The sequence below is a fragment of the Brevundimonas bullata genome, from assembly GCF_014207965.1.
In the GTDB taxonomy this organism is placed as follows: domain Bacteria; phylum Pseudomonadota; class Alphaproteobacteria; order Caulobacterales; family Caulobacteraceae; genus Brevundimonas; species Brevundimonas bullata_A.
Genome location: NZ_JACHLM010000002.1, coordinates 347893 through 369238, shown reverse-complemented (window position 1 = coordinate 369238; position 21346 = coordinate 347893). Strand labels below are relative to the sequence as shown.

Annotated in this window: 25 protein-coding genes and 1 tRNA gene; 14 read left to right on the top strand and 12 right to left on the bottom strand. The window is 65.9% G+C overall.

Annotated elements, in window-relative coordinates:
* The first annotated feature begins 17 nt into the window (after window positions 1–17).
* The 3 genes from HNP51_RS06290 to HNP51_RS06280 are packed head-to-tail and all read left to right on the top strand — an operon-like array spanning window position 18 to window position 1565.
* Complete coding sequence (locus HNP51_RS06290; protein ID WP_184268240.1) at window positions 18–335, top strand: hypothetical protein; 318 nt, start codon at window positions 18–20, stop codon at window positions 333–335.
* Entirely contained in the window at window positions 332–532 is a 201-nt protein-coding gene (locus HNP51_RS06285) for a hypothetical protein (protein WP_184268238.1), read from the top strand. Before HNP51_RS06290 ends, HNP51_RS06285 begins: the two co-directional genes overlap by 4 nt.
* Complete coding sequence (locus tag HNP51_RS06280; RefSeq protein ID WP_184268236.1) at window positions 519–1565, top strand: tyrosine-type recombinase/integrase; 1047 nt, start codon at window positions 519–521, stop codon at window positions 1563–1565. The genes HNP51_RS06285 and HNP51_RS06280 overlap by 14 nt, the downstream gene beginning before the upstream one ends.
* Window positions 1566–1587: 22 nt before the next feature.
* Here HNP51_RS06280 and HNP51_RS06275 read toward each other — a convergent pair.
* The 4 genes from HNP51_RS06275 to HNP51_RS06260 all read right to left on the bottom strand — a co-directional run bounded on the left by HNP51_RS06275 (window position 1588) and on the right by HNP51_RS06260 (window position 3183).
* Window positions 1588–1664 (bottom strand) — tRNA-Arg (locus tag HNP51_RS06275).
* Between the two features lie 29 nt (window positions 1665–1693).
* Complete coding sequence (locus HNP51_RS06270) at window positions 1694–1999, bottom strand: ETC complex I subunit (protein WP_184268234.1); 306 nt, start codon at window positions 1997–1999, stop codon at window positions 1694–1696.
* 84 nt (window positions 2000–2083) lie between these two features.
* The gene (locus tag HNP51_RS06265; protein ID WP_184268231.1) at window positions 2084–2386 is read right to left on the bottom strand and encodes a sel1 repeat family protein; all 303 of its coding nucleotides are present in this window, start codon (window positions 2384–2386) and stop codon (window positions 2084–2086) included.
* 77 nt (window positions 2387–2463) lie between these two features.
* Window positions 2464–3183, bottom strand: coding sequence for a glutathione S-transferase N-terminal domain-containing protein (locus tag HNP51_RS06260; RefSeq protein ID WP_184268229.1), 720 nt, complete (start codon window positions 3181–3183; stop codon window positions 2464–2466).
* A gap of 179 nt (window positions 3184–3362) precedes the next feature.
* Between HNP51_RS06260 and HNP51_RS06255 the strand changes: the two genes are divergently transcribed.
* Together HNP51_RS06255 and HNP51_RS18505 are read left to right on the top strand one after the other, a co-directional pair.
* Window positions 3363–3914 (top strand): RcnB family protein, encoded by a 552-nt coding sequence (locus HNP51_RS06255; protein WP_184268228.1) that lies wholly within the window; start codon window positions 3363–3365, stop codon window positions 3912–3914.
* 160 nt (window positions 3915–4074) lie between these two features.
* Window positions 4075–4998: an RcnB family protein gene (locus HNP51_RS18505; RefSeq protein ID WP_260398357.1), complete on the top strand. Its 924-nt coding sequence runs from the start codon at window positions 4075–4077 to the stop codon at window positions 4996–4998.
* Window positions 4999–5146: 148 nt separating this feature from the next.
* On the opposite strand, the gene gatB is transcribed toward HNP51_RS18505, so the two are convergent.
* Genes gatB through HNP51_RS18950 form a run of 4 tightly spaced genes read right to left on the bottom strand, consistent with a single transcriptional unit; the run spans window position 5147 to window position 8511 of the window.
* The gene (gatB, locus tag HNP51_RS06245) at window positions 5147–6640 is read right to left on the bottom strand and encodes an Asp-tRNA(Asn)/Glu-tRNA(Gln) amidotransferase subunit GatB (RefSeq protein WP_184268226.1); all 1494 of its coding nucleotides are present in this window, start codon (window positions 6638–6640) and stop codon (window positions 5147–5149) included.
* A gap of 2 nt (window positions 6641–6642) precedes the next feature.
* Window positions 6643–8121 carry an Asp-tRNA(Asn)/Glu-tRNA(Gln) amidotransferase subunit GatA gene (gatA, locus tag HNP51_RS06240; protein WP_184268224.1) on the bottom strand — a complete coding sequence of 493 codons (1479 nt, stop codon included), beginning with the start codon at window positions 8119–8121 and terminating at the stop codon, window positions 6643–6645.
* Complete coding sequence (gatC, locus tag HNP51_RS06235; RefSeq protein ID WP_184268222.1) at window positions 8122–8409, bottom strand: Asp-tRNA(Asn)/Glu-tRNA(Gln) amidotransferase subunit GatC; 288 nt, start codon at window positions 8407–8409, stop codon at window positions 8122–8124.
* A 15-nt stretch (window positions 8410–8424) separates the two neighbouring features.
* Window positions 8425–8511 carry a hypothetical protein gene (locus HNP51_RS18950; protein ID WP_409360105.1) on the bottom strand — a complete coding sequence of 29 codons (87 nt, stop codon included), beginning with the start codon at window positions 8509–8511 and terminating at the stop codon, window positions 8425–8427.
* 17 nt (window positions 8512–8528) lie between these two features.
* On the opposite strand from HNP51_RS18950, the gene ruvX reads away from it, so the two are divergent.
* Genes ruvX through dprA form a run of 5 tightly spaced genes read left to right on the top strand, consistent with a single transcriptional unit; the run spans window position 8529 to window position 13045 of the window.
* Window positions 8529–8993, top strand: coding sequence for a Holliday junction resolvase RuvX (gene ruvX / locus HNP51_RS06230; protein ID WP_184268220.1), 465 nt, complete (start codon window positions 8529–8531; stop codon window positions 8991–8993).
* 40 nt (window positions 8994–9033) lie between these two features.
* Window positions 9034–10017, top strand: coding sequence for an aspartate carbamoyltransferase catalytic subunit (locus HNP51_RS06225; protein ID WP_178823187.1), 984 nt, complete (start codon window positions 9034–9036; stop codon window positions 10015–10017).
* Window positions 10014–11312: a dihydroorotase gene (pyrC, locus tag HNP51_RS06220; RefSeq protein ID WP_184268217.1), complete on the top strand. Its 1299-nt coding sequence runs from the start codon at window positions 10014–10016 to the stop codon at window positions 11310–11312. Before HNP51_RS06225 ends, pyrC begins: the two co-directional genes overlap by 4 nt.
* Before the next feature lie 15 nt (window positions 11313–11327).
* Entirely contained in the window at window positions 11328–11963 is a 636-nt protein-coding gene (gene plsY, locus HNP51_RS06215) for a glycerol-3-phosphate 1-O-acyltransferase PlsY (protein ID WP_114816977.1), read from the top strand.
* Window positions 11960–13045 (top strand): DNA-processing protein DprA, encoded by a 1086-nt coding sequence (gene dprA, locus HNP51_RS06210; protein WP_184268215.1) that lies wholly within the window; start codon window positions 11960–11962, stop codon window positions 13043–13045. Before plsY ends, dprA begins: the two co-directional genes overlap by 4 nt.
* Window positions 13046–13047: 2 nt before the next feature.
* On the opposite strand, the gene HNP51_RS06205 is transcribed toward dprA, so the two are convergent.
* Window positions 13048–13236 carry a hypothetical protein gene (locus tag HNP51_RS06205; protein WP_184268213.1) on the bottom strand — a complete coding sequence of 63 codons (189 nt, stop codon included), beginning with the start codon at window positions 13234–13236 and terminating at the stop codon, window positions 13048–13050.
* A gap of 152 nt (window positions 13237–13388) precedes the next feature.
* Between HNP51_RS06205 and topA the strand changes: the two genes are divergently transcribed.
* Complete coding sequence (gene topA / locus HNP51_RS06200; RefSeq protein ID WP_184268211.1) at window positions 13389–16049, top strand: type I DNA topoisomerase; 2661 nt, start codon at window positions 13389–13391, stop codon at window positions 16047–16049.
* A 59-nt stretch (window positions 16050–16108) separates the two neighbouring features.
* On the opposite strand, the gene HNP51_RS06195 is transcribed toward topA, so the two are convergent.
* Window positions 16109–16465, bottom strand: a complete 357-nt coding sequence (locus HNP51_RS06195) for a hypothetical protein (protein ID WP_184268209.1) — start codon at window positions 16463–16465, stop codon at window positions 16109–16111.
* 217 nt (window positions 16466–16682) lie between these two features.
* On the opposite strand from HNP51_RS06195, the gene HNP51_RS06190 reads away from it, so the two are divergent.
* The 3 genes from HNP51_RS06190 (at window position 16683) to HNP51_RS06180 (ending at window position 20248) form a co-directional block, all read left to right on the top strand.
* Window positions 16683–18269: a DEAD/DEAH box helicase gene (locus HNP51_RS06190; protein ID WP_184268207.1), complete on the top strand. Its 1587-nt coding sequence runs from the start codon at window positions 16683–16685 to the stop codon at window positions 18267–18269.
* A gap of 87 nt (window positions 18270–18356) precedes the next feature.
* Complete coding sequence (locus tag HNP51_RS06185; RefSeq protein ID WP_184268205.1) at window positions 18357–19415, top strand: GGDEF domain-containing protein; 1059 nt, start codon at window positions 18357–18359, stop codon at window positions 19413–19415.
* 41 nt (window positions 19416–19456) lie between these two features.
* Complete coding sequence (locus HNP51_RS06180) at window positions 19457–20248, top strand: 1-acyl-sn-glycerol-3-phosphate acyltransferase (protein ID WP_184268203.1); 792 nt, start codon at window positions 19457–19459, stop codon at window positions 20246–20248.
* A 6-nt stretch (window positions 20249–20254) separates the two neighbouring features.
* Here HNP51_RS06180 and HNP51_RS06175 read toward each other — a convergent pair whose 3' ends face one another.
* A complete protein-coding gene (locus HNP51_RS06175; RefSeq protein ID WP_184268201.1) occupies window positions 20255–20467 on the bottom strand; it encodes a hypothetical protein in 213 nt (70 codons plus the stop codon).
* A gap of 73 nt (window positions 20468–20540) precedes the next feature.
* Complete coding sequence (locus HNP51_RS06170; RefSeq protein WP_184268199.1) at window positions 20541–21344, bottom strand: MetQ/NlpA family ABC transporter substrate-binding protein; 804 nt, start codon at window positions 21342–21344, stop codon at window positions 20541–20543.
* Window positions 21345–21346: the final 2 nt, after the last annotated feature.

Below are 21346 nucleotides of genomic sequence, written 5' to 3'. Positions count from 1 at the left end.
ACCTTCGAACCGCAATCATGAACCGCGCCTGTGCGGCCCTGGAGGACCGGCGCGCCGAAGCGATAGCCAGGGCCTTCGGCTTGCCGATGAGCGCGTCGTGGATCCTCGCCCGCCTGGAAGAGGAGCCACAGGGCCTGACGCGCTTTGCAGTTCGGCGACGCCTTCCCCGATCCGACCTCGCCGTCCTGCGCAACGTCAGGGCCATCGGCCCGATGATGACCGAGATCCGCGACACCCTTGGCGCCGACGCCATCCTCACTGAGCCCGACGGCTACCGCCTGACCGCCCTCGGTCGCATCCGCATCCGCGTGGCTCTGAAGGAGCCGGTCATATGAACCGCTCGACGTCCAACCGCAGAAGCCTGACCGCCATCGTGCAGAAGGCTATCAACAGCGGTCAGCACCGCGTCGATATCACTCCCGATGGCAAGGTCACGATATTGCCTCTGGCGGTCCCACCTGCTCAGGCTGAAGACGCCGCGCTGGACGCGGAGATTCGCGAGCTCATCGACGGTGGCCATGCTCCCCATTAAGGGCGTCCATGTGGTGCAGGCTAAAGGCCGCACCTACACCTACGCCTGGCGCGGCGGCCCCCGAATCAAGAGCGAGCCGGGCACAGATGCGTTCGTTCAGGAACTGGCCGACCTACGAAAAGGACTGGTTGATGGAGATAGGTCGAAACTCCGTTTTCTGATCACCAGCTATAAGGCCAGCGACGACTGGAAGAGCCTTGCCGACAAGAGCCGGGCCAACTGGACGCCCTTCCTGAACAAGATCGACGAGCGCTTCGGGAACCTGAGCATTCTCGCTTTTGATCGTCCGCTCATTCGGGTGCCGATCCGGAAATGGCGGGACGAGATGAAGCACACGCCTCGTCAGGCCGACATGGCCCTGCAGGTTCTATCCAGGATCCTGTCGTTCGGGGTTGCTGAAGGTCGCCTGCAACACAATGCCTGCTCTGGCATTCCGCGCATCTACTCCAGCAACAGATCGCACATCATCTGGCTGCCAGACGACTTCGCCGCCCTGGAAAAAGTGGCATCCCGCGAGATCATGTGGGCCGTGCGCCTGGCCGCCGAGACTGGCCTTCGCAAGAGTGACGTCCTGCGCCTGACCTGGACGCACGTTAAGGCCCACTCCATCGAGATCCGGACCGGCAAGAGCGGCGAGACCAAGACGGCGATCGTTCCAATCCATGCCGGTCTTCGCTCGTTGCTGAACGAGATCCCCAAGCGAAAGGGCCGCGCTGTCGAATCCACCTCCATCCTGGTCAACACCGAAGGCCACCCTTGGAAGTCGGGCTTCAACGCCTCGTTCATCGCGGCAAAGAAGCGAGCAGGCGTCGACAAGCATTTTCACGACCTGCGTGGAACGGCGGCAACACGGATGTTTCTGGCTGGTCTGACCGTCCGCGAAATCTCGGAGATGTTCACTTGGTCAGAAGACCAGGTCGAGAAGCTCATCAACGTCTACGTGAAGAAGGATGAGCTTCTGCTCGATCGCATCCGTCGGATCGATGAGCACGCAGCGAGAACACCTGCTGTAAAACCGGGTGTAAAACCGTAGGGTCCGGATACCCCTAAAATGCTGGCGCGCCCTGCAGGACTCGAACCTGCAACATCCCGCTTAGAAGGCGGGTGCTCTATCCGGTTGAGCTAAGGGCGCCTCGGCCTGAGCCGCAGCGGTCCCCGAACCTAGTGGGTCCAGGACTGCTTGCGGTTGGTGGCGAAGTTGTCGGCATAGGCCTTGAGGATGATCGGCGCTTCCTGCGGTTCATGCAGCCGGAAAGCGATGCCGTGGCGTTCGGCGTACTCGATCGCCTCTTCCTTGGTCTCAAAGTTCAGGCGAACCTGGCCGTTCATGTCGGTCGAGCTGGTCCAGCCGGTCAGCGGGTCCTGGGTGCGGGCCGAGGCCGGTTCGAATTCCAGCCGCCAGTCCTTGGTCTTGGCCTTGCCCGACTGCATCGCGGTCTTGGCCGGGCGATAGATGCGAGCGAGCATGGGCAGGAATCCTTCGGCGACGTGTCTTGGCCGGGTCCATAGCCCGACCTCGCCGCCCGGTCCAGCCGTCCGCCGCGACAAGCTTCAGGCGGCGAGCGTGGTCGAGCCCGCATCGATCCAGCGGCGCGCAGCGCGCTGGGCCTCAGCGATCTCGTCGTGCTCCATTTCCGCGCTCATTTCGCGGCGATAGATGCGCGCTTCGAGCGAGCCCTTCATGGCCGCCAGATTGAAGATCATATGAGCCGAGACCCGATCGATCGGGCAGCCGTCCAGACCAGCCGAATAGGCCAGCCCCAGCCGGAACAGGGCGTCCCCGTCCATATCAAGGGTCGGCAGCGGCAGGGCCGCGGTTTCGATAGCCTCAGGCGCGGTTTCGTGCGCGGTCATAGCCAGTCCTCCAGGCCTTGGTCATTCTGACCCTGCCTTTCGAACCTCATTCAAATACCCCCGGTTTGAAATTAGAGTTAACGGCCCCGCTGGCCGAAAAGAACCCTGCGTGCGTCCTCAGCCGCCTTGCCCGACGCCGCCAGATTGGCGCGCCATTCCGCGCCGACCGCCCTGCCCGCCTGAACGGCCGGCCGCAAACCGACCCGCTCCAGCCAGGCGGCCAGATAGGGAAACTCGTTCAAATCTTGCCCCTGATGCGTCGGCAGGATCCACGGCCAGATCGCCATGTCGGCGATGGAATAGTCGCCCGCGACATAGTCCCGATCCTCCAGCCGGCGGTTGAGCACGCCGTAAAGCCGGTGGGTTTCGTTGGTGTAGCGGTTCACGCCATAGGCGATCTGGCGCTGGTCCTTGATCATGGCCGGGGCGTACTGGCGGAAATGATGGGTCTGACCCGCCATCGGACCCAGGCCGCCGACCTGCCAGAACAGCCATTGATCGACCTCGACGCGCGCCCGTACGTCGGACGGATAGAAGCGCCCCGATTTCGCGCCCAGATATTGCAGGATAGCGCCCGACTCGAAAATCGAAAGCGGCTGACCGTCGGGGCCATCAGGATCGACAATGGCCGGCATCCGCCCATTGGGGCTGAGCGCCTGAAACGTCGGCGCGAACTGCTCGCCCGCGCCGATGTTCACCGGCTTGACAACGTAGGGAAGCCCCATCTCCTCCAGGGCGATGGAGATTTTCCAGCCGTTGGGCGTGGGCCAGTACCAGAGCTCGATCGGCTGGGTCATCGCGGTCGCCTTCACTCGTGTCGGAGCGCCCAGAGATGGCGCGGCCAAGATGAACAGACAAGGCTGAAACCTGACGGAGCCGTTCAGGACGAGTTCATGCGCCGGGACCGACCTTGGCCTTCTGTTTCAACGGGCCGACCGCAGCATCCCTCCGGCGCCCAGACCATGGAGACGAACCGATGAACCGCCTCACCAAGGCCGCCATCGTCGCCCTGGCGCTGACCACCACGGCCGCGCCGTTGGCGGCTCAGGCCCAGAACCGCGATCACCGCGAGTATCGCCAGGAGCGCCGCGAAGACCGTCATGATCGTCGGGAAGACCGCCGTGAGTGGCGCGAGGATCGCCGTGAGGACCGTCGCGAATGGCGTGAAGATCGTCGGGACGACCGCCGCGACTATCGCCAGAGCCGCCATAATGATCGCTGGGACCGCAACAACCGCGACTGGTGGCGCGGTCGGCCCGAGTTCCGCGACTATCGCGGCGCCCGCAACGGCTACTGGTACGCGCCGGGGCGCGGCTATTATCGGGTCGATCCGCGCTATCAGAGCTATCGCTGGCGTCAGGGCGCCTATCTGCCCTCGGCCTATCGCGGCTACTACGTGAGCGACCCCTACTATTACAACCTGCGCCCGGCGCCGCGCGGTTATCGCTATGTCCACGCCAACAACGACATCCTGCTGATCGCGGTCGCCACCGGTCTGATCGCCAGCGTGCTGCACGACGTCTACTAGACCGCGAGCAGGACATAGGAATGGCCCCGCAGAGCTAGGCTTTGCGGGGCTTTTTCTTGGAAGCCTGCACGTTTCCAGCGATCAGCGTTCAGCCGTGGTTCATGGCGACGGCGCCAGATTGATGCTCAAGCCGCCATCTCGGCGTGCCAGGAAGAAGACCATGAAACGTTCCCTGATGGTGTTCACGGCGATCGCCAGTTTCGCCCTGCCCGCGCTCGCTCCCGTGGCGACGCTGGCCCAGGATCGACAGGCCCAGGCCGAAGACACGCCGCGCGCCCTAGGCAGGGCGCCGCGCGGGGATCAGGACGGAGCCCGACCAGCCCGTCCCGAGCGCCCGCAGACACGGCCCGATACACCGCGCCCTGAGCGCCCCCAGCGCCCCGACAGGCCCAGTCGTCCGGATCGCCCCGCCGATCAGGGACGCCCTGATACGCCGCGTCCGGGCCGACCCGACCGCCCGGATCGACCCAACGGTCAATGGCCGAGCCGTCCCGATCAGCCGGAACGGCCTGGCCAAGGCAGACCTGATCGACCCGGGACTCCGGACCGGCCCAACCGTCCGGAACGCCCTGACCGGCCCGACTGGAACCGGCCCGACCGCCCCGGATCGCAGCAACCCGGGCGTCCGAACCGGCCGGATTGGAACAGGCCAAACCGTCCCGATCAGCCTGGTCGCCCCAACCGCCCGGATCGTCCGAACTGGAACCATGACCGCGACTATCGCGACTTCCACAATCGCTGGAACCGCGACCAGTGGCGGCGTGACTGGGATCGTCGCCACCGCAGCGACTGGTGGCGCAACGACAGCCGCTTCCGGGGCTGGAACGGCGTGCGCCTCGGCTTCTATTTCGCGCCGGGCTACGGCTACTACAGCGTGCCGCGGACCTACTGGAACCGTCAGTACCAGGTCGGCCAATATCTGCCGGAGGTCTTCTGGCGCTATCAGGTCAACGACTGGCGGACCTATGGTCTCGGCTATCCGCCTCCGGGGACCCGCTGGGTCTATGTCGACAACACCATCTACCTGATCGACGACTACGACGGCTACATCATCGAAGTCGTCCGCGACGCCTGGAACTGGTAGCCGGGTAAACAGAAAGGCCCCGAGGATCGCACCTCGGGGCCTTTTTCATATCCGTCACCCATGTCGCTCAAGCAGCGAGCGACCGCGTCGCGAGCGTTAGCGACCAACGGGGGTCTGGGGGCCAAAGCTCCCAGGTAAGGCTCTTAAATCAAAGCCCAAGCTTTGATTTAAGGATGTCGTTGACGGCGGCGGGGTTGGCCTTGCCGCCGGTCGCCTTCATCACCTGACCGACGAACCAGCCCAGAGCTTGCGGTTTCTCGGCCACCGCCGCCGCCTTGTCCGGGTTGGCGGCGATGATGTCGTCGACGGCCTTCTCGATGGCGCCCGTATCCGTCACCTGCTTCAGGCCGTGCTTCTCGACCACCTCGGCGGGGCTGCCCTCGCCGTTCCAGACGTAGTCGAAGACCTCCTTGGCGATCTTTGACGAGATGACGTCGGTCTCGATCAGCTCGACCAGTTGGGCGACGTGCGCCGCCGGCAGCGGGTTTTCGCTGAAGTCCTTGCCGTCGGCAGCCAGACGCGCCGAGACCTCGTTGGTGACCCAGTTGGACACCAGCTTGGCGTCGCGGCCTTTCGCAGCGGCCTCGAAGTAGTCCGCCTTGGCCTGTTCCGAGATCAGCACCACGGCGTCGTATTGCGACAGGCCGTAGTCGGCCATCAGACGACGGCGCTTCTCGTCCGGCAGCTCGGGCAGGTTGGCCTTGATCTCGTCGATCCAGGCCTGTTCGATTTCCAGCGGCAGCAGGTCGGGGTCGGGGAAGTAGCGATAGTCCATCGCCTCTTCCTTGGACCGCATCGAACGCGTTTCGCCTGCCGTCGGGTCATACAGGCGGGTTTCCTGAATGATCGAACCGCCGTCCTCGAGGATCTCGATCTGGCGACGCGCCTCGTAATTGATCGCCTGAGAAATGAAGCGGAAGCTGTTGACATTCTTGATCTCGCAGCGCGTGCCCAGGAAGCCGAAGTCGCCGGTTTCCTTGAACTTGGCGTAGTTGCCGACGCGGCAGACCGAGACGTTGACGTCGGCGCGCAGGTTGCCCTTGTCCATGTCGCCGTCGCAAGTGCCGAGATAGATCAGGATAGTGCGGATCTTCTTGACGTAGGCGACCGCCTCTTCCGGCGTGCGGATGTCGGGACGCGAGACGATCTCCATCAGCGCCGTGCCCGCCCGGTTCAGGTCGACGTAGGATTCCGTCGGCGACAGGTCGTGGATCAGCTTGCCCGCGTCCTGCTCCAGGTGCAGGCGCTCGATGCCGACGTTGAAGAAGCTGCCGTCCTCCGCCTCCACCTCGACCACGCCCTCGCCCACGATCGGGTGATACAGCTGGCTGATCTGATAGCCGGTCGGCAGGTCGGGATAGAAGTAGTTCTTGCGGTCGAACTGGCTCTTCAGATTGATCTGCGCCTTCAGGCCCAGACCCGACTTCACCGCCTGCTCGACGCAGTGCTTGTTCAGGGTCGGCAGCATGCCGGGGAAGCCGGCGTCGACCAGCGACACCTGCTCGTTCGGCCCCGCGCCAAAGCCGACGGCCGCGCCCGAGAACAGCTTGGCCTTCGACGCCACCTGGGCGTGGATCTCCAAGCCCATGACGATTTCCCAGTCGCCGGTGCGACCTTTGATCAGTGTTTTGTTCTCAGACATGCTCACCACCACTTGGCCGGTTTGGCGACGAAACCGGCGGAGTCTTCCAGTGCGGCCGCGACCTGGAAGACGGTCGCCTCATCAAGGGCCTTGCCGATGACCTGAAGGCCCAGCGGCAGACCGTCGCTGCTCAGACCGGCGGGTACCGAGATGCCCGGCAGACCGGCCAGGTTGGTCGTCACCGTGAAGACGTCGTTCAGGTACATGGTCAGCGGGTCGATCTGCTTGTCGCCCAGCTTGAACGCCGCCGTCGGCGTGGACGGGGTCAGGATGGCGTCCACCTTGCCCCAGACATTGTCGAAGTCCTCGGCGATACGCCGACGCACCTTCAGCGCCTTGACGTAGTAGGCGTCATAGAAGCCCGCCGACAGGACATAGGTGCCGATGGTCAGGCGGCGCTGAACCTCCTTGCCGAAGCCCTCGGCGCGCGAGGCGGCATAGAGGTCGTCCAGCGACGAGAAGTCTTCGGCGCGATGACCGAAGCGCATCCCGTCATAGCGGGCCAGGTTCGACGAGGCCTCGGCCGGGGCCACGATGTAATAGGCCGGCAGGGCGTATTTGGTATGCGGCAGGCTGATCTCGACGATCTCGCAGCCGGAGGCCTTCAGCCACTCAACGCCCTGCTGCCACAGCGCCTTGATCTCTTCGGACATGCCGTCGATCAGGTATTCCGCCGGGACGCCGATGCGCAGACCCTTGACCGACTGGCCGACCGACTGGGTCCAGTCAGGCGTCGGGATGTCGAGGCTGGTCGAGTCCTTGGCGTCGAACGAGCACATGGACTTCAGCAGGATGGCGGCGTCGGTCACCGTCTTGGTGATCGGTCCGGCCTGATCCAGCGAGGAGGCGAAGGCCACCATGCCGAAACGGCTGGCGCGGCCATAGGTGGGCTTGATGCCGACCGTGCCGGTGAAGGCGGCGGGCTGACGGATCGAGCCGCCGGTATCCGAGGCCGTCGCGGCCAGGCACAGATCAGAGGCCACAGCCGAAGCCGAACCGCCCGACGAACCGCCCGGCGTCAGTTCAGCGTCCGAACCCTTGGCCTTCCACGGGTTCTTCACCGGACCGAATGCCGAGGTCTCGTTGGCCGAGCCCATGGCGAACTCGTCCATGTTGAGCTTGCCCAGCATGACCGCGCCTTCGCGCCACAGATTGGCGGTGACGGTGGACTCATAAGGCGGCACGAAGCCGCGCAGCATGTTGGAGCCCGCCGTCGTCTGCACGCCCTCGGTGCAGAACAGATCCTTGATGCCCAGCGGCGCGCCTTCCAGGTCGCCGCCCTCGCCCTTGGCCAGTTTGGCGTCCGACGCGCGCGCCTGTTCCAGCGCCTTGTCCGCCGTCACTTCGACATAGGCGTTCAGGCTCGGGTTCGAAGCCTCGATGTTGGTCAGGAAGGCGCGGGTCAGCTCTTCCGACGAGAAGGTCTTGGCCTTCAGGCCGTCGACGGCGTCTTTAAGCGTAAGCTTGGTGAGGTCAGACATCTATTCGACCACCTTGGGCACGACGAAGAAGCCGTCAGCGGCCTTGGGAGCGTTCGACAGGACGGCGTCCACCTTGGCGCCGTCGGTGACGACGTCTTCGCGCAGGCGCAGGGGCTGTGCGACGTTGGAGGTCATCGGCTCGACACCCTGCACATCGACCTCGTTCAGCTGTTCGATCCAGTTCAGGATGCCGTTCAGCTCCTGGGCCAGCGGCTCCAGGCGGTCCTCGGGGGTCTTGATGCGGGCGAGGTGGGCGACACGCCTCACCGTCGCGGCGTCGATAGCCATGGAAATCTCCGAAATTCATCCCGTCGGGGCGCAAGGGAGTCGCCCAGACTGACTCCTGTCGTGGGTTAACCGCCCGATGCGGCTTCGACAAGCGTTCCGCATTGCAATATGGGGAGGCCGTGCCCGTATTCGACCTCACCGACCTGCCCGCCGCCTGCCCGCCCGACACGCCCTGGATGGGGCTGGATCTGGGCGAGAACACCATTGGCGTGGCGGTGTCCGACACCAGCCGCATGATCGCCAGCCCGCTGCAGCTAATCCGCAAGGTGAAGTTCAGTCAGGACGCCGAGCAGCTGATCAAGCTGATGAACGGCCGCAACGTCTCGGCCCTGGTCATCGGCCTACCGCTGAACATGGACGGCTCCGAAGGCCCGCGCGCCCAGTCCTGCCGCGCCTTCGCCCGTAATCTGGAGCGTCTGCGTCCCGTCAACGTGGCCTTCCAGGACGAGCGTCTGTCGACCACGGCGGTCGAGCGCTTCCTGATCGAAGAACTGGACCTCAGCCGCAAGCGACGCGCCGACGTCGTGGACCGCACCGCCGCCGCCTGGATTTTGCAGGGCGCGCTGGACCGTCTGCGCGCCTGAGCTTCCCCTCGCGCAGACTCGGGCTTATAGCGGCGTCTCGATGACCCATGCCGCTTCCGTCACCGAAACCATCGAGGAGCGACTGACGCCGTTCCCCCGCGATCACTTCCTCGCCGCCGGCGATCTGAACCCGCCCGCCGCCCTGGCGCTGCTGGATCTCGCCGACGCCTTCGTCGACTTTAACCGACAGTCGGCCAAGGGCATCGACCTGATGCGCGGCCAGACGGTCGTGAACCTCTTCTTCGAGAATTCGACCCGCACCAGCTCCTCGTTCGAGATCGCCGCCAAGCGTCTGGGCGCCGACGTGGTGACCATGCCAGTCTCAGCCTCCTCGGTCGCCAAGGGCGAGACCCTGATCGACACGGCGGTGACGCTGAACGCCATGAAGCCGGAAATCCTGGTCGTCCGCCACGCCTCCTCGGGCGCCGTGGACCTGCTGTCGCAAAAGGTCGGCTGCGCCGTCGTCAACGCCGGCGACGGCCGGCATGAACACCCAACGCAAGCCCTGCTGGACCTGCTGTCCTTGCGCCGCGCCTTTGGCGACGTCGGCGGACTGACGGTCGCCATCTGCGGCGACATCGCACACAGCCGCGTGGCCCGTTCCAACGTCGCCCTGCTGTCGATGATGGGGGCGCGGGTGCGCCTGATCGGTCCGCCGACGCTCGTCCCCGGCGACGCTGACCGCTGGGGCTGCGAGGTCTTCCACGACATGAAGGAAGGCCTGGCCGGCTGCGACGTGGTCATGATGCTGCGCCTTCAGCTGGAACGCATGACCGGCGCCCTGATCCCTTCGACGCGCGAGTATTTCCGCTTCTGGGGTCTGGACCGCGAGAAGCTGGCCTGGGCTGCGCCGGGCGCCAGGGTCATGCACCCCGGCCCGATGAACCGGGGCGTGGAGATCGACTCCGACGTGGCCGACGACCTGACCGTCTCCCTGATTCAGGATCAGGTCGAGATGGGCGTCGCCGCCCGCATGGCCGTCCTGGCCGCCCTCGCCCACCGCCGCGCGGGAGCCGCCGCATGACCGCTGCTCCGAATACACTCGCGATTATCAACGCCCGTCTGCTCGATCCCGCCAGCGACTACGACGGCCCCGGCGCGGTCCTGATCCAGAACGGCCGCATCGTCGAGGTCGTCCACGGCCAGGCGACCCAGCGCCCCGACGGCGTCACCGTCATCGACGCCCAGGGCCGCTGCCTGGCCCCCGGCCTGATCGACATCCGGGTCAAGACCGGCGAGCCGGGCAATGAGCCCAAGGAAACCCTGAAGTCGGCCAGCCTGTCGGCGGCGGCGGGCGGCGTCACCACCATCGTGGTCCAGCCCGACACCGACCCGGCCATCGACGACCCCGCCCTGATCGACCACATCCAGCGGCGCGGCGCCGCCCTCGACCTGGTCAACGTCCGCGCGGCGGGCGCCGCCACGCAAGGCCGCGACGGCCAGCGCATGGCCGAGATCGGCCTGATGCACGAAGCCGGCGCCCTCTATTTCACCGACGGCGACCGGGTCATCGTCAACACCCGCACCCTGCAAAGGGTGATGAGCTACGCCGCCGCCTTCAACGCCCTGATCGCCTGCCGCCCGGCTGAGCCCTGGTTGTCGGAGGGTGCGGTGGCGACCTCGGGCGAACTGGCGACACGCCTGGGTCTGTCCGGCGCACCCGCCATCGCCGAGCGCATCCAGCTGGAACGCGACCTGGCCCTGGTCGAACAGACCGGCGCCCGCTTCCTGGTCGATCAGATCTCGACCGAGGGCGCGCTGCAGACCCTGGCGCGCGCCCGCGCTCGGGGCCTTGAGGTCTCGGCCTCGGTGTCGATCAACCATCTCTGCTTCAACGAGATCGACATCGGCGACTACCGGACTTTCTACCGGCTGGACCCGCCCCTGCGCGCCGAGAGCGACCGTCAGGCCCTGGTCGAGGCGGTCCGCGACGGCCTGATAGACGCCATCACCTCGGCCCATGCGCCCGAACCCGCCGAGAACAAGCGCCGCCCCTTCGCCGAGGCCGCGCCCGGCGCCGTGGGTCTGGAAACCCTGCTGCCGGCCGCCCTGATGCTGCACCACGAGCACGATTTGGACCTGCTGGACGTGCTGCGTCCGCTGACCCAAGGCCCGGCCGGTCTTCTGGGGCTGGACGCCGGACTGCTGGCGACCGGCGCGCCCGCCGACCTCGTCCTGTTCGACGCCGGCGCGCCGGTTGTGGTCGATGCGGCCACACTGCGTTCGAAATCGAAGAATTCGCCCTTCGATGGCCGCCGCCTGCAAGGGAAGGTCTTGCTCACGGTCGTTGGGGGACGCATCGTCCACGACGCACGCTAAACGGGAGCGAATCACTTGCAGGATCTGGCCGCACCGGCGCTTCTCACGCTCGGGCTTGTAGCGATTGGCGGATACCTGCTCGGTTCAATCCCGTTCGGGGTCATCCTGACCCGCGCGGCGGGCGCCGGGGACGTGCGCAATATCGGTTCAGGTAACATCGGCGCGACCAACGTCCTGCGCACGGGCCGCAAGGACCTGGCCATCGCCACACTGATCCTCGACGCCGGCAAGGGCGCGGTCGCCCTCCTGATCGCTCGCTATCTGTTTGGCGAAGTCGCGGGCGCCATCGCCGGCGGAGCCGCATTCATGGGCCATCTCTTCCCCGTCTGGCTGGGCTTCAAGGGCGGCAAGGGGGTCGCAACCTTCTTCGGCCTGATCCTGGCCGCCTGCTGGCCACTGGGCCTGATGGCGGCGGCGACCTGGCTGATCACAGCCTTCGCCCTGCGCTACTCCTCGCTGGCGGCCCTGGTGGCGGCGGCGGCGACGCCCTTCTATGCGCTTCTGCCCCTGGCCATGCTGGGCCTGCCCGCCCCTGCGCCCATCCTCATCCTGGCCGTCTTCACCGCCGTGCTGATCTATATCCGCCACCACGAGAACATCGCCCGGCTGCTGAAAGGCGCCGAGCCCAAGATCGGGGCCAAGAAGGCTTGACCCCGTTGTCCGACGCCGAGCGCTTCGCCCGGCTTCGGCTGGCACGCACCGACCGCGTCGGTCCCGTGGCCTTTTCCCAACTGTTGCAGCGGTTCGGCTCTGCCGTCCGTGCGGTCGAGGCCCTGCCTGATCTGGTGCGGCGCAGCGGCCGCGACGGCTACGCCCTGCCAGCCGTCGAGCGCGTCGAGGCCGAGCTGGCGGCGGGCGAGCGCGTCGGGGCGCGGCTGATACTGCTGGGCGACGCCGACTATCCGCCCGTGCTCGCCGCCGTCGATCCACCCCCGCCGGTGTTGTGGACGCTCGGCGACCCGACACTTCTATCGCGCCCCTGCATCGGCGTGGTCGGCGCGCGCATCGCCTCGGCGGGCGGCCAGCGCATCGCGCGCGGCCTGTCGCAGCAACTGGGCGAGGCCGGCCATGTCGTGGTCTCGGGTCTGGCGCGCGGCATCGACGCGGCCGCGCACATGGGCGCCCTGCCGACTGGCACGGTCGCGGTGCTCGGCGGCGGCGTGGACGACATCTATCCGTCCGAGAACGCCGACCTCTATCGCCAGATTGTCGAAAAGGGCTGCATCGTCTCGGAAAGCCCCGTCGGCGCCCGCGCCCAGGCCCGCGATTTCCCCCGCCGCAACCGCATCATCTCGGGCCTGTCGCGCGGCGTCATCGTGGTCGAGGCTGAAATCCGCTCCGGCTCCCTGATCACCGCCCGCCTGGCCAATGAACAGGGCCGCGACGTCTTCGCCGTGCCGGGTTCGCCGCTGGACCCGCGCTCCAAAGGCCCCAATGAACTGCTGCGTCAGGGCGCCATCCTGTGTGAGGGGCTGGAGGACGTCGAGCGCGCCTTCACCACCCTGCGAACCCTCCGAGAGCCGCCCGCCGATTCGCCCTTTGACGGCGCGCCGGACGATCTGGACGACGCCTTGATCGAACAGGTCGCCGCCCTGTTGTCGCCCGTCCCTACGCCGCGTGACGAACTGGCCCGGGCGCTCGACATGCCCATCGGCGTAGTCGCCGCGGCCTTGCTGGAGCTCAGCCTTGCTGGTCGCGCCAGCCTGCTGCCCGGCGGACTGGCCTCAGTCTGATCCTAAGCCGCTCGCATTTCCTTGCGCGCCATGTCGGCGGCGGTTTCCAGGGCGGACGCCAGCTTCTCGTCGCCGTCCCACCGCGCCATGCTCGCCAGCTCGACGGCCATGGCCGCCACATATTCTCGTACGGGATAGTCGGCTGCGTATCCGCCAGACCCCGGTTCGTGTGGTCCCTCTATATTCGGCACGCTCAGACCTCCTGACAACAATGAGAGTAGGCACAACTTTTGGTCGAATCGCAAGGCAAGAAAGCACCTTTAGGTCGCAACCCTCAATGTGCCGATTGACTTCCCCCTCGGCGCCAACCACGTTCGCGCCCCGATTTCCCGAATAGAGCGCCATGAATCTCGTCATCGTCGAGAGCCCCGCCAAGGCCAAGACCATCAATAAATACCTGGGTTCTGGCTACGAGGTGCTGGCTTCCTACGGCCACATCCGCGACCTGCCGTCCAAGGACGGCTCCGTCCTGCCCGACGACGATTTCGCCATGGTCTGGGAGGTCGACGCCAAGGCGTCCAAGCGCCTGTCCGAGATCGCTGAGGCGGCCAAGCGCGCCGACCGCGTCATCCTCGCAACCGACCCCGACCGTGAGGGAGAGGCGATCAGCTGGCACGTTCTGGAAGTCCTGAACAAGAAGAAGGCGCTGAAGGACACCGAGGTCCAGCGCGTCACCTTCAACGCCATCACCAAGGCCGCCGTGCTCGAAGCCATGGCCAATCCGCGTCAGCTGGATATGGAACTGGTCGAAGCCTATCTGGCCCGCCGCGCGCTGGACTATCTCGTGGGCTTCAACCTGTCGCCCGTCCTGTGGCGCAAGCTGCCCGGCGCCCGTTCGGCGGGCCGGGTGCAGTCGGTCGCCCTGCGCATCGTCGTCGATCGCGAAATGGAGATCGAGAAGTTCAAGGCCCAGGAATACTGGTCTGTCGAGGCCGACCTGGTCGCCGACAGCCCGCCCTTCACCACCCGCCTGGTCAAGCACGCCGGCAAGCGCATCCAACGCCTGGACATCCCGACCGAGGAGATGGCCTTCGCCGCCCGCGACGCCATCAAGGCCGGCGACTTCACCATCAAGTCGGTCGAGAAGAAGCCCGCCAAGCGCTCGCCCGCCCCGCCCTTCACCACCTCGACCCTGCAACAGGAAGCCTCGCGCAAGCTGGGCTTCACCGCCCAGCGCACCATGCAGGCGGCGCAGAAGCTGTATGAGGGCGTCGACGACACCGGCGGCCTGATCACCTACATGCGTACCGACGGCCTATTCGTCAGCCCCGAAGGCATCGCACAGGCGCGCGAGGTCATCGCCGACCGCTTCGGCCCCGCCTATGTCCCGGCCGAGCCGCGCTACTACAAGACCAAGGCCAAGAACGCCCAGGAAGCGCACGAAGCCATCCGTCCGACCAATATCGCGCGTCACCCGGAATCCCTGCGCCTCGAAGGCGACCTGCAGCGCCTCTATGAGCTGATCTGGAAGCGCATGGTCGCCTCGCAGATGGAGAGCGCCCGTCTGGACCGCACCACGGTCGAGATCGAGACGCCCGACGGCCAGACCGGCCTGCGCGCCACGGGTCAGGTCGTCGCCTTCGACGGCTTCATCGCCGCCTACGAAGAAGGACGCGACGAGAAGCAGAAGGGTGCTGACGACGAAGAGGACGAAGGCGGCCGCCTGCCCGCGCTGAAGGAAGGCGCCAAGGCCAAGGTCGAAGCCATCCGCACGGACCAGCACTTCACCGAGCCGCCGCCGCGCTTCTCGGAAGCCACCCTGGTCAAGAAGCTGGAAGAGCTGGGCATCGGTCGTCCCTCGACCTACGCCTCGATCCTGACGACCCTGCGCGACCGCGAATACGTCCGCATGGACAAGAACCGCTTCTATCCCGAGGATAAGGGACGGCTGGTCACGGCCTTCCTGGAGCAGTTCTTCACCCGCTGGGTCGAGTACGACTTCACCGCCGCGCTGGAGAGCCAGCTGGACGAGGTTTCGGCAGGCGAACTGGACTGGAAGGCGCTGCTGCGCAGCTTCTGGACCGACTTCCATGCCGCGACGCAAGCCGCCGGCGAACTGCGCACCACGGCGATCCTGGATCACCTGAACGACGCCCTGGGCGCCCACATCTTCCCGGACAAGGGCGATGGGTCTGATCCGCGCGAATGCCCCCTGTGCCATCAGGGCCAGCTCAGCCTGAAGACCAGCCGCTTCGGCGCCTTCATCGGCTGCTCGCGTTATCCTGACTGCAAATACACCCGCCCGGTCGCCTCGCCTGACGGCGCCGAAGGCGGCGCGGACGGCGGCGACCGCGAACTGGGCGTCGATCCGTCGACCGGTCAGCCGGTGCAGCTCAAGATCGGCCGCTTCGGTCCCTATGTCGAAACCACGCCTCCAGGCGAGGAAAAGCCCAAGCGCTCGTCCCTGCCCAAAGGCTGGAGCCCGGCGTCCCTGACGCTGGAGCAGGCCCTGCGCCTGCTGGCCCTACCGCGCGAAGTCGGCCCTCACCCCGAGGACGGCAAGATGATCACGGCAGGTCTGGGCCGCTACGGCCCGTTCGTCCTGCACGCCGGCACCTACGCCAATGTCTCGGACATCGACGAGGTGTTCGAGGTCGGCATCAACCGCGCCGTCGCCCTGCTGGCTGAAAAGCGCGCCGGTCGTCCCGGTCGCGGCTCGGCCACGGCCCCGCTCAAGGAACTGGGCGCGCACCCGGAAGACGAGGCCCCCGTTCAGGTCATGGCCGGTCGCTTCGGCCCCTACGTCAAATGGGGCAAGGTCAACGCCACCCTGCCCAAGGGCATGGCGCCGGAAGACCTGACGCTGGAAGACGCCCTGCCCCTGCTGGCCGCCAAGGCCGGCGCGGCGCCGAAGAAGAAGGCGGCTGCAGCCAAAAAACCCGCCGCGAAGAAGGCTCCGGCAAAGGTCGCTGCCGAGAAAAAGCCTGCTGCTGCGAAAAAGCCTGCCGCCAAGAAGCCGGCGGCCAAGAAAGCCGCCCCCAAGAAGGCGGCTGACGCCGAGTAGATCGCTAAACAGCTCCCGGTTCGCTCAGCGGATCGGGAGCGAGCTTGCTGGAATAGAGTCTAGCGTCCAGCCACCAGTTCGTTGCGTACCCGCCGTCCCAAGGGATCTCGTCCAGGCCAGGTCTGGCCAACCGATGCCTCGACCAAGGTCGTGCAGAACCGCGACAGCAGCATCCTTGGTCTGATACCGTTCAGGCAGACGCGCTCGCCCTCGACAGCCCAGCGCGCAGACAGTCGCCGCCCATCGGAGAATACCGCCTGATAGCTTCCGTCGCGGTTGAACCAGTGCTTGACCCACGCTCCATCAGGATAGTGTGAGATCACGGTATTGCCGAAAGCAGACTCCATGTCCGCCTGAGCCGGCAGCGCCACTGCGCAGCAAGCAGCCAAGGCGAACGCAAGCGTTTTCAATCGCATACGACAACCCTTCCCTTCCCCGCAGGCGACATTACAGGCGAGTAAGGTTTTGCCAACCGTCTGGTTCCCGAACGGAAATACTTGACTGAGGCGTAGGGGTTTCCATATACCGCCGCAGGCTCGGGATAGGACTGGCGATGCGCGCCGCCCACTCGCCCACGAGGGGCGGTTCCGTAAGCTGAAGACGTTACGACGTTTCCTCCGTCCTCAAGGTTGCATGACAGAATTCACCAAGCTGGGCCTTTCGGCCACGACCCTCAAAGCGGTCGCCGATACGGGCTACACCGAAGCTACCCCCATTCAAGCCGCCGCCATCCCGGTGGCCCTCGCGGGTCGCGACGTTCTGGGCATCGCCCAGACCGGCACTGGCAAGACCGCCGCATTCACCCTGCCGTTGATTGACCGCCTCGGCACCGGTCGCGCGCGCGCTCGTATGCCGCGCGCCCTGGTCCTGGCCCCGACCCGCGAACTGGCCGACCAGGTCGCCGAGAGCTTCGCCAAATACGCCAAGGGCACCAAGCTGAGCTGGGTTCTGCTGATCGGCGGCGTGTCCATGGGCGACCAGGTCGCCATGCTGAACAAGGGCGTCGACGTCCTGATCGCGACGCCGGGCCGTCTGTTGGACCTGTTCGAACGCGGCAAGATCCTGCTGACCGGCGTCGAGATGATGGTCATCGACGAAGCCGACCGTATGCTCGACATGGGCTTCATCCCCGACATCGAGCGTATCTTCAAGCTGACGCCACCCAAGCGCCAGACCCTGTTCTTCTCGGCCACCATGCCGCCCGAGATCACGCGCCTGACCACGCAGTTCCTCAAGGATCCGACCCGGATCGAGGCTTCGCGTCCGGCCATGACCGCCGACACCATCACCCAGTACATAGTCCGCATTCCGAGCTCGGACCCCAAGGCCAAGCGCACAGCCCTGCGCGCCCTGGTCGGCCGAGAGGACGTCAAGAACGGCATCGTCTTCTGCAATCGCAAGTCGGAAGTCGATATCGTCGCCAAGTCGCTGAAGACGCACGGCTTCGACGCAGCGCCGATCCACGGCGACCTGGACCAGTCGCTGCGCACCAAGACCCTCGCCGACTTCCGCTCGGGCGCGTTGAAGATCCTGGTGGCCTCGGACGTCGCCGCGCGCGGTCTGGACATCCCGGACGTCAGCCACGTCTTTAACTACGACGTCTCCCACCACGCCGACGACTACGTCCACCGCATCGGCCGCACCGGCCGTGCCGGCAAGCTGGGTCAGGCCTTCATGATCGTCACCCCGTCCGACGACAAGTCGCTGGATAAGGTGCTGAAGCTGATCAAGATGGACCCGCAGGAGCTGACGCTGGAAGGCATCGACTTCGCCTCCATCAAGGACCGCCCGCGCACCGACGACGCCAAGGGCCGTGGTCGCAGCCGCAGCGATCGTCCGCGTCCGATCCCCAAGAGCGACAACGTCGCCTCGATGGAGCCGATCACGCCTTCGGCCCCCAAGGCGCCCGCTCCCAAGGCCGAAGAAGCCCGCGAAGAGGCCCCGCGCCGTTCGCGCAGCCGTCGCTCGACCAAGCCGGAAGCCGCACCAGAGCCTATCGACGCGATCGTCGCCACGACGCCGGAAGTCGCTGTCGAAGCCGACGTCGTTGAAGTCAAGGCCGCGCCCCAGCGCCGCGACCGCAATCGCGGTCGTGAACAGGCCCCGCGTGAAGGCAAGAAGCCCGAGCCAGCCAAGGAACCGCGCCTTCAGGCGGCCCCTGGCGGCTTCGGCGACGACATCCCCGCCTTCTTGCGTCGTCCGATCGTCTTCCAGGACTAAGGGCGGCTTTCAGGCCTCAGCTTAACCGGTCATTACGCTTCCTCGTTCTAGTATCTACGTAACAATACTTGGGGCGCGAGAATCAGAATGACGGCGCAGGTCGAGACCTCCCTTCGTGGACCGGAGGCATATGCCTTGGCGCATCGCGTCATCGACGCGATGCAGCAGGCCTCCATCTGGCCGACGCCGCTGAACTTCGAGCTGTGGGTGCACTACGTCAGCGATCCGGATGGACTGCTGGGCCGCGAGTTGCACCGCCTGCTGTCCGGCGACACGCCCTTCACGGACGCGACGGCGGAAATGCTGGCCGCCGAGTTCCTGCCGCGCGGTCGTCTGTCCGAGGAAATCCGTGACGTCGGGGCCGTGCTCAACCGCGAACTTGCCGCTGTGGCCGAGGCCATCGACAACGCGCGGAAGACCCAGACCGCCTATGGCGAGACCCTCAGCACCGCCTCGGTCAAGATGCAGGAGGTGGCGGGTCCGACGGACCTGACGGCCATCGTCACCACCCTGTCCAGCGCCACCCGCAAGGTTCAGCGCCACACCTCGGCGCTCGAAAAGCGCCTGGAGTCCTCGAACCGCGAAGTCGTCCGTCTGCGCGAGCACCTGGAACAGGTGCGTCGCGACGCCATGACCGACGCCCTGACCAATCTGGCCAACCGCAAGACTTTCGACGAACAGTTGGCGCGTCTCTGCGAAGAAGCCGAAATCGAAGACAAGAGCCTGACCCTGGCCATTGTCGACATCGACCACTTCAAGCGCTTCAACGACACCTGGGGTCATCAGACCGGCGACCAAGTGCTGCGTTACGTCGCCAGCGTCCTGGGCCGGATCGCGCACAAGCCGCGTCTCGCCGCCCGCTACGGCGGCGAAGAGTTCGCGGTCATCTTCCCGGGCGAGACCCCAGGCACGGTCGAGGCCGCGCTGAACGCCATCCGAGAAGAGATAGGCTCGCGCTCGCTGCGTCGCCGCTCCACCAACGATGACCTGGGCGCCGTGACCATCTCGGTCGGGTTCGCCGAGCGTCGCCCGGGCGAGACCGCGCTGGGCGTGCTGGAACGCGCCGACGAAGCCCTCTACGCTTCCAAGCGCGGCGGCAGGAACTGCGTCACCAACGCCGACCTCAAGGAGCAGGCCGCCGCTTAAGTGGTTGCCGAACCGCCCCCTGCCCGTGTCATAACGACGGGATGAGAAGCTTCACCTTCAGTATCGCCTATTGGGCGCTCTCGATTGGCTACTTCCTTGTGGCGGCCTTCGCCGCCTTGGCGCCAGGCCGAGGCGCGACAACCTGGGTTATTCGTCGCTATGTGCGCCGCATGGTTCAGGCCATGGCCCTGTTCGCGGGCATCAAGTTGCAAGTGCGGGGCAAGGAGCGCCTGCCGCAGGGCGGCTTCATCGTCGCTTCCAAGCATCAGAGCTGGGGCGACGGCTTCGCCACCTATGACCAGTTCGATGACCTGGCCTTCGTCACCGGCGACCACCTCGAAAAGTTCCCGCTGCTCGGCACGGTGCTGAAGAAACTCGGCGCCATCGTGGTCAACAGTTGCGGCGGCCATACGGCCCGCGCCGCGCTCAAGGAGCGCGCCGCCGACGCCCACAAGGACGGCCGCAGGATTTTGATCTACCCCGAAGGCCATCTGGCCAAGGTGGGCGAGAAGTTCCGCTATCGCTCAGGCGTCTGGCACATGTACCGCGACTTCAACATGCCGGTTGTGCCTCTAGCTACGAACCTGGGCCTGTTCTGGCCTCAGGAATCGTCGCGCAAGACGCCAGGGACGGCCACATTGGAATTCCTCGACCCCATCCCGACCGGTCTGCCGAAAGAGGATTTTCTGGCCCGACTGGAAGCCGCCATAGAAGGCAAGACCGCCGAACTGATCGCCGAGGCCACAGGCGGCCCGATCATAGCGGCCGTTCAGGTTCCGACGCCGAGCGAAATGGCCAGAATGACCGAGCCGCAGCAAGCCGCCGCTGCTTGAGATAGCTTACCGAGGCTGAAGTCGGGCCATGAGCAGCTTCAGCAGCGCGCCAGCCATCGCTCCCATCAATCCGCACACGGCTGCTGCGGTCAGGGCGGCGACGATCCACCATTGACCGCTCCAGTCAGTCTCGGAACTGACCAGCGCATCTCTCAACACGACAAGCGGACCAACAGCGGCCCCGACGGTCGCGAAAAGCAGAATGATGTGGCGTTTCATGGACAGCACGACGTCTTCTCCCAACTGGAGATCAAAGCATACTGGAAAAACGTCGTTAGGGTAAATCTGCTTATCAAGCCGCCGGGATCACCGCGCCGTCGTATTTCCCGGCGATGAAATCCTTGACCGCCTGGCTGCGCAGAGCGGTGGCCAAGGCCTGAACCCGCGGGTCGTTCCGGTTGTCAGGCCGCGCCACCAGATAGTTGACATAGGGGCTGTCGGCGCCTTCCAGAGACAGAGCGTCCGTCTTGGGCTTCAGCCCGGCGTCCAGGGCATAGTTGGTGTTGATCACCGCCGCATCGACCTGGGGCAGGATGCGCGGAATGGTGGCGGCCTCGACCTCCTGGAACTTCAGGCCCTTGGGGTTGGTCGCGATGTCGCGGACGGTCTGTAGCGGGCTGGTCGGATCGCGCAGGGTGATCAGGCCGGCGCCTTGCAGCAGCAGCAGAGCCCGCCCTGTGTTGGACGCATCGTTCGGCAAAACCACCTGCGCCCCGTTCGGAATCGCCGCCAGCGTCGTGTGCTTCTTCGAGTAGATGCCCAGCGGTTCGACGTGGACGCCGGCGACCGTCACCAGATCGGCGCCGCGCGCGGTGTTGAACTCATCCAGATAGGGCTTGGTCTGAAAATAGTTCACATCCAGCCGCTTTTCAGCCAGTTGCACGTTAGGCTGGACGTAGTCGTTGAAGACCTTGATCTCGATCGGCACGCCCTCGGCGGCCAGGATCGGCTTCACCACCTCCAGAATTTCGGCGTGCGGCACGGCCGTCGCGCCGACCAGCAACGGGGCGACGCCCGCCTTCTCTTTCCCGCCCTGCCCGCACGCGCCGAGCATCAGGACGGCGGCGGCGGACAGCAGAAGCGAACGACGGATCATGG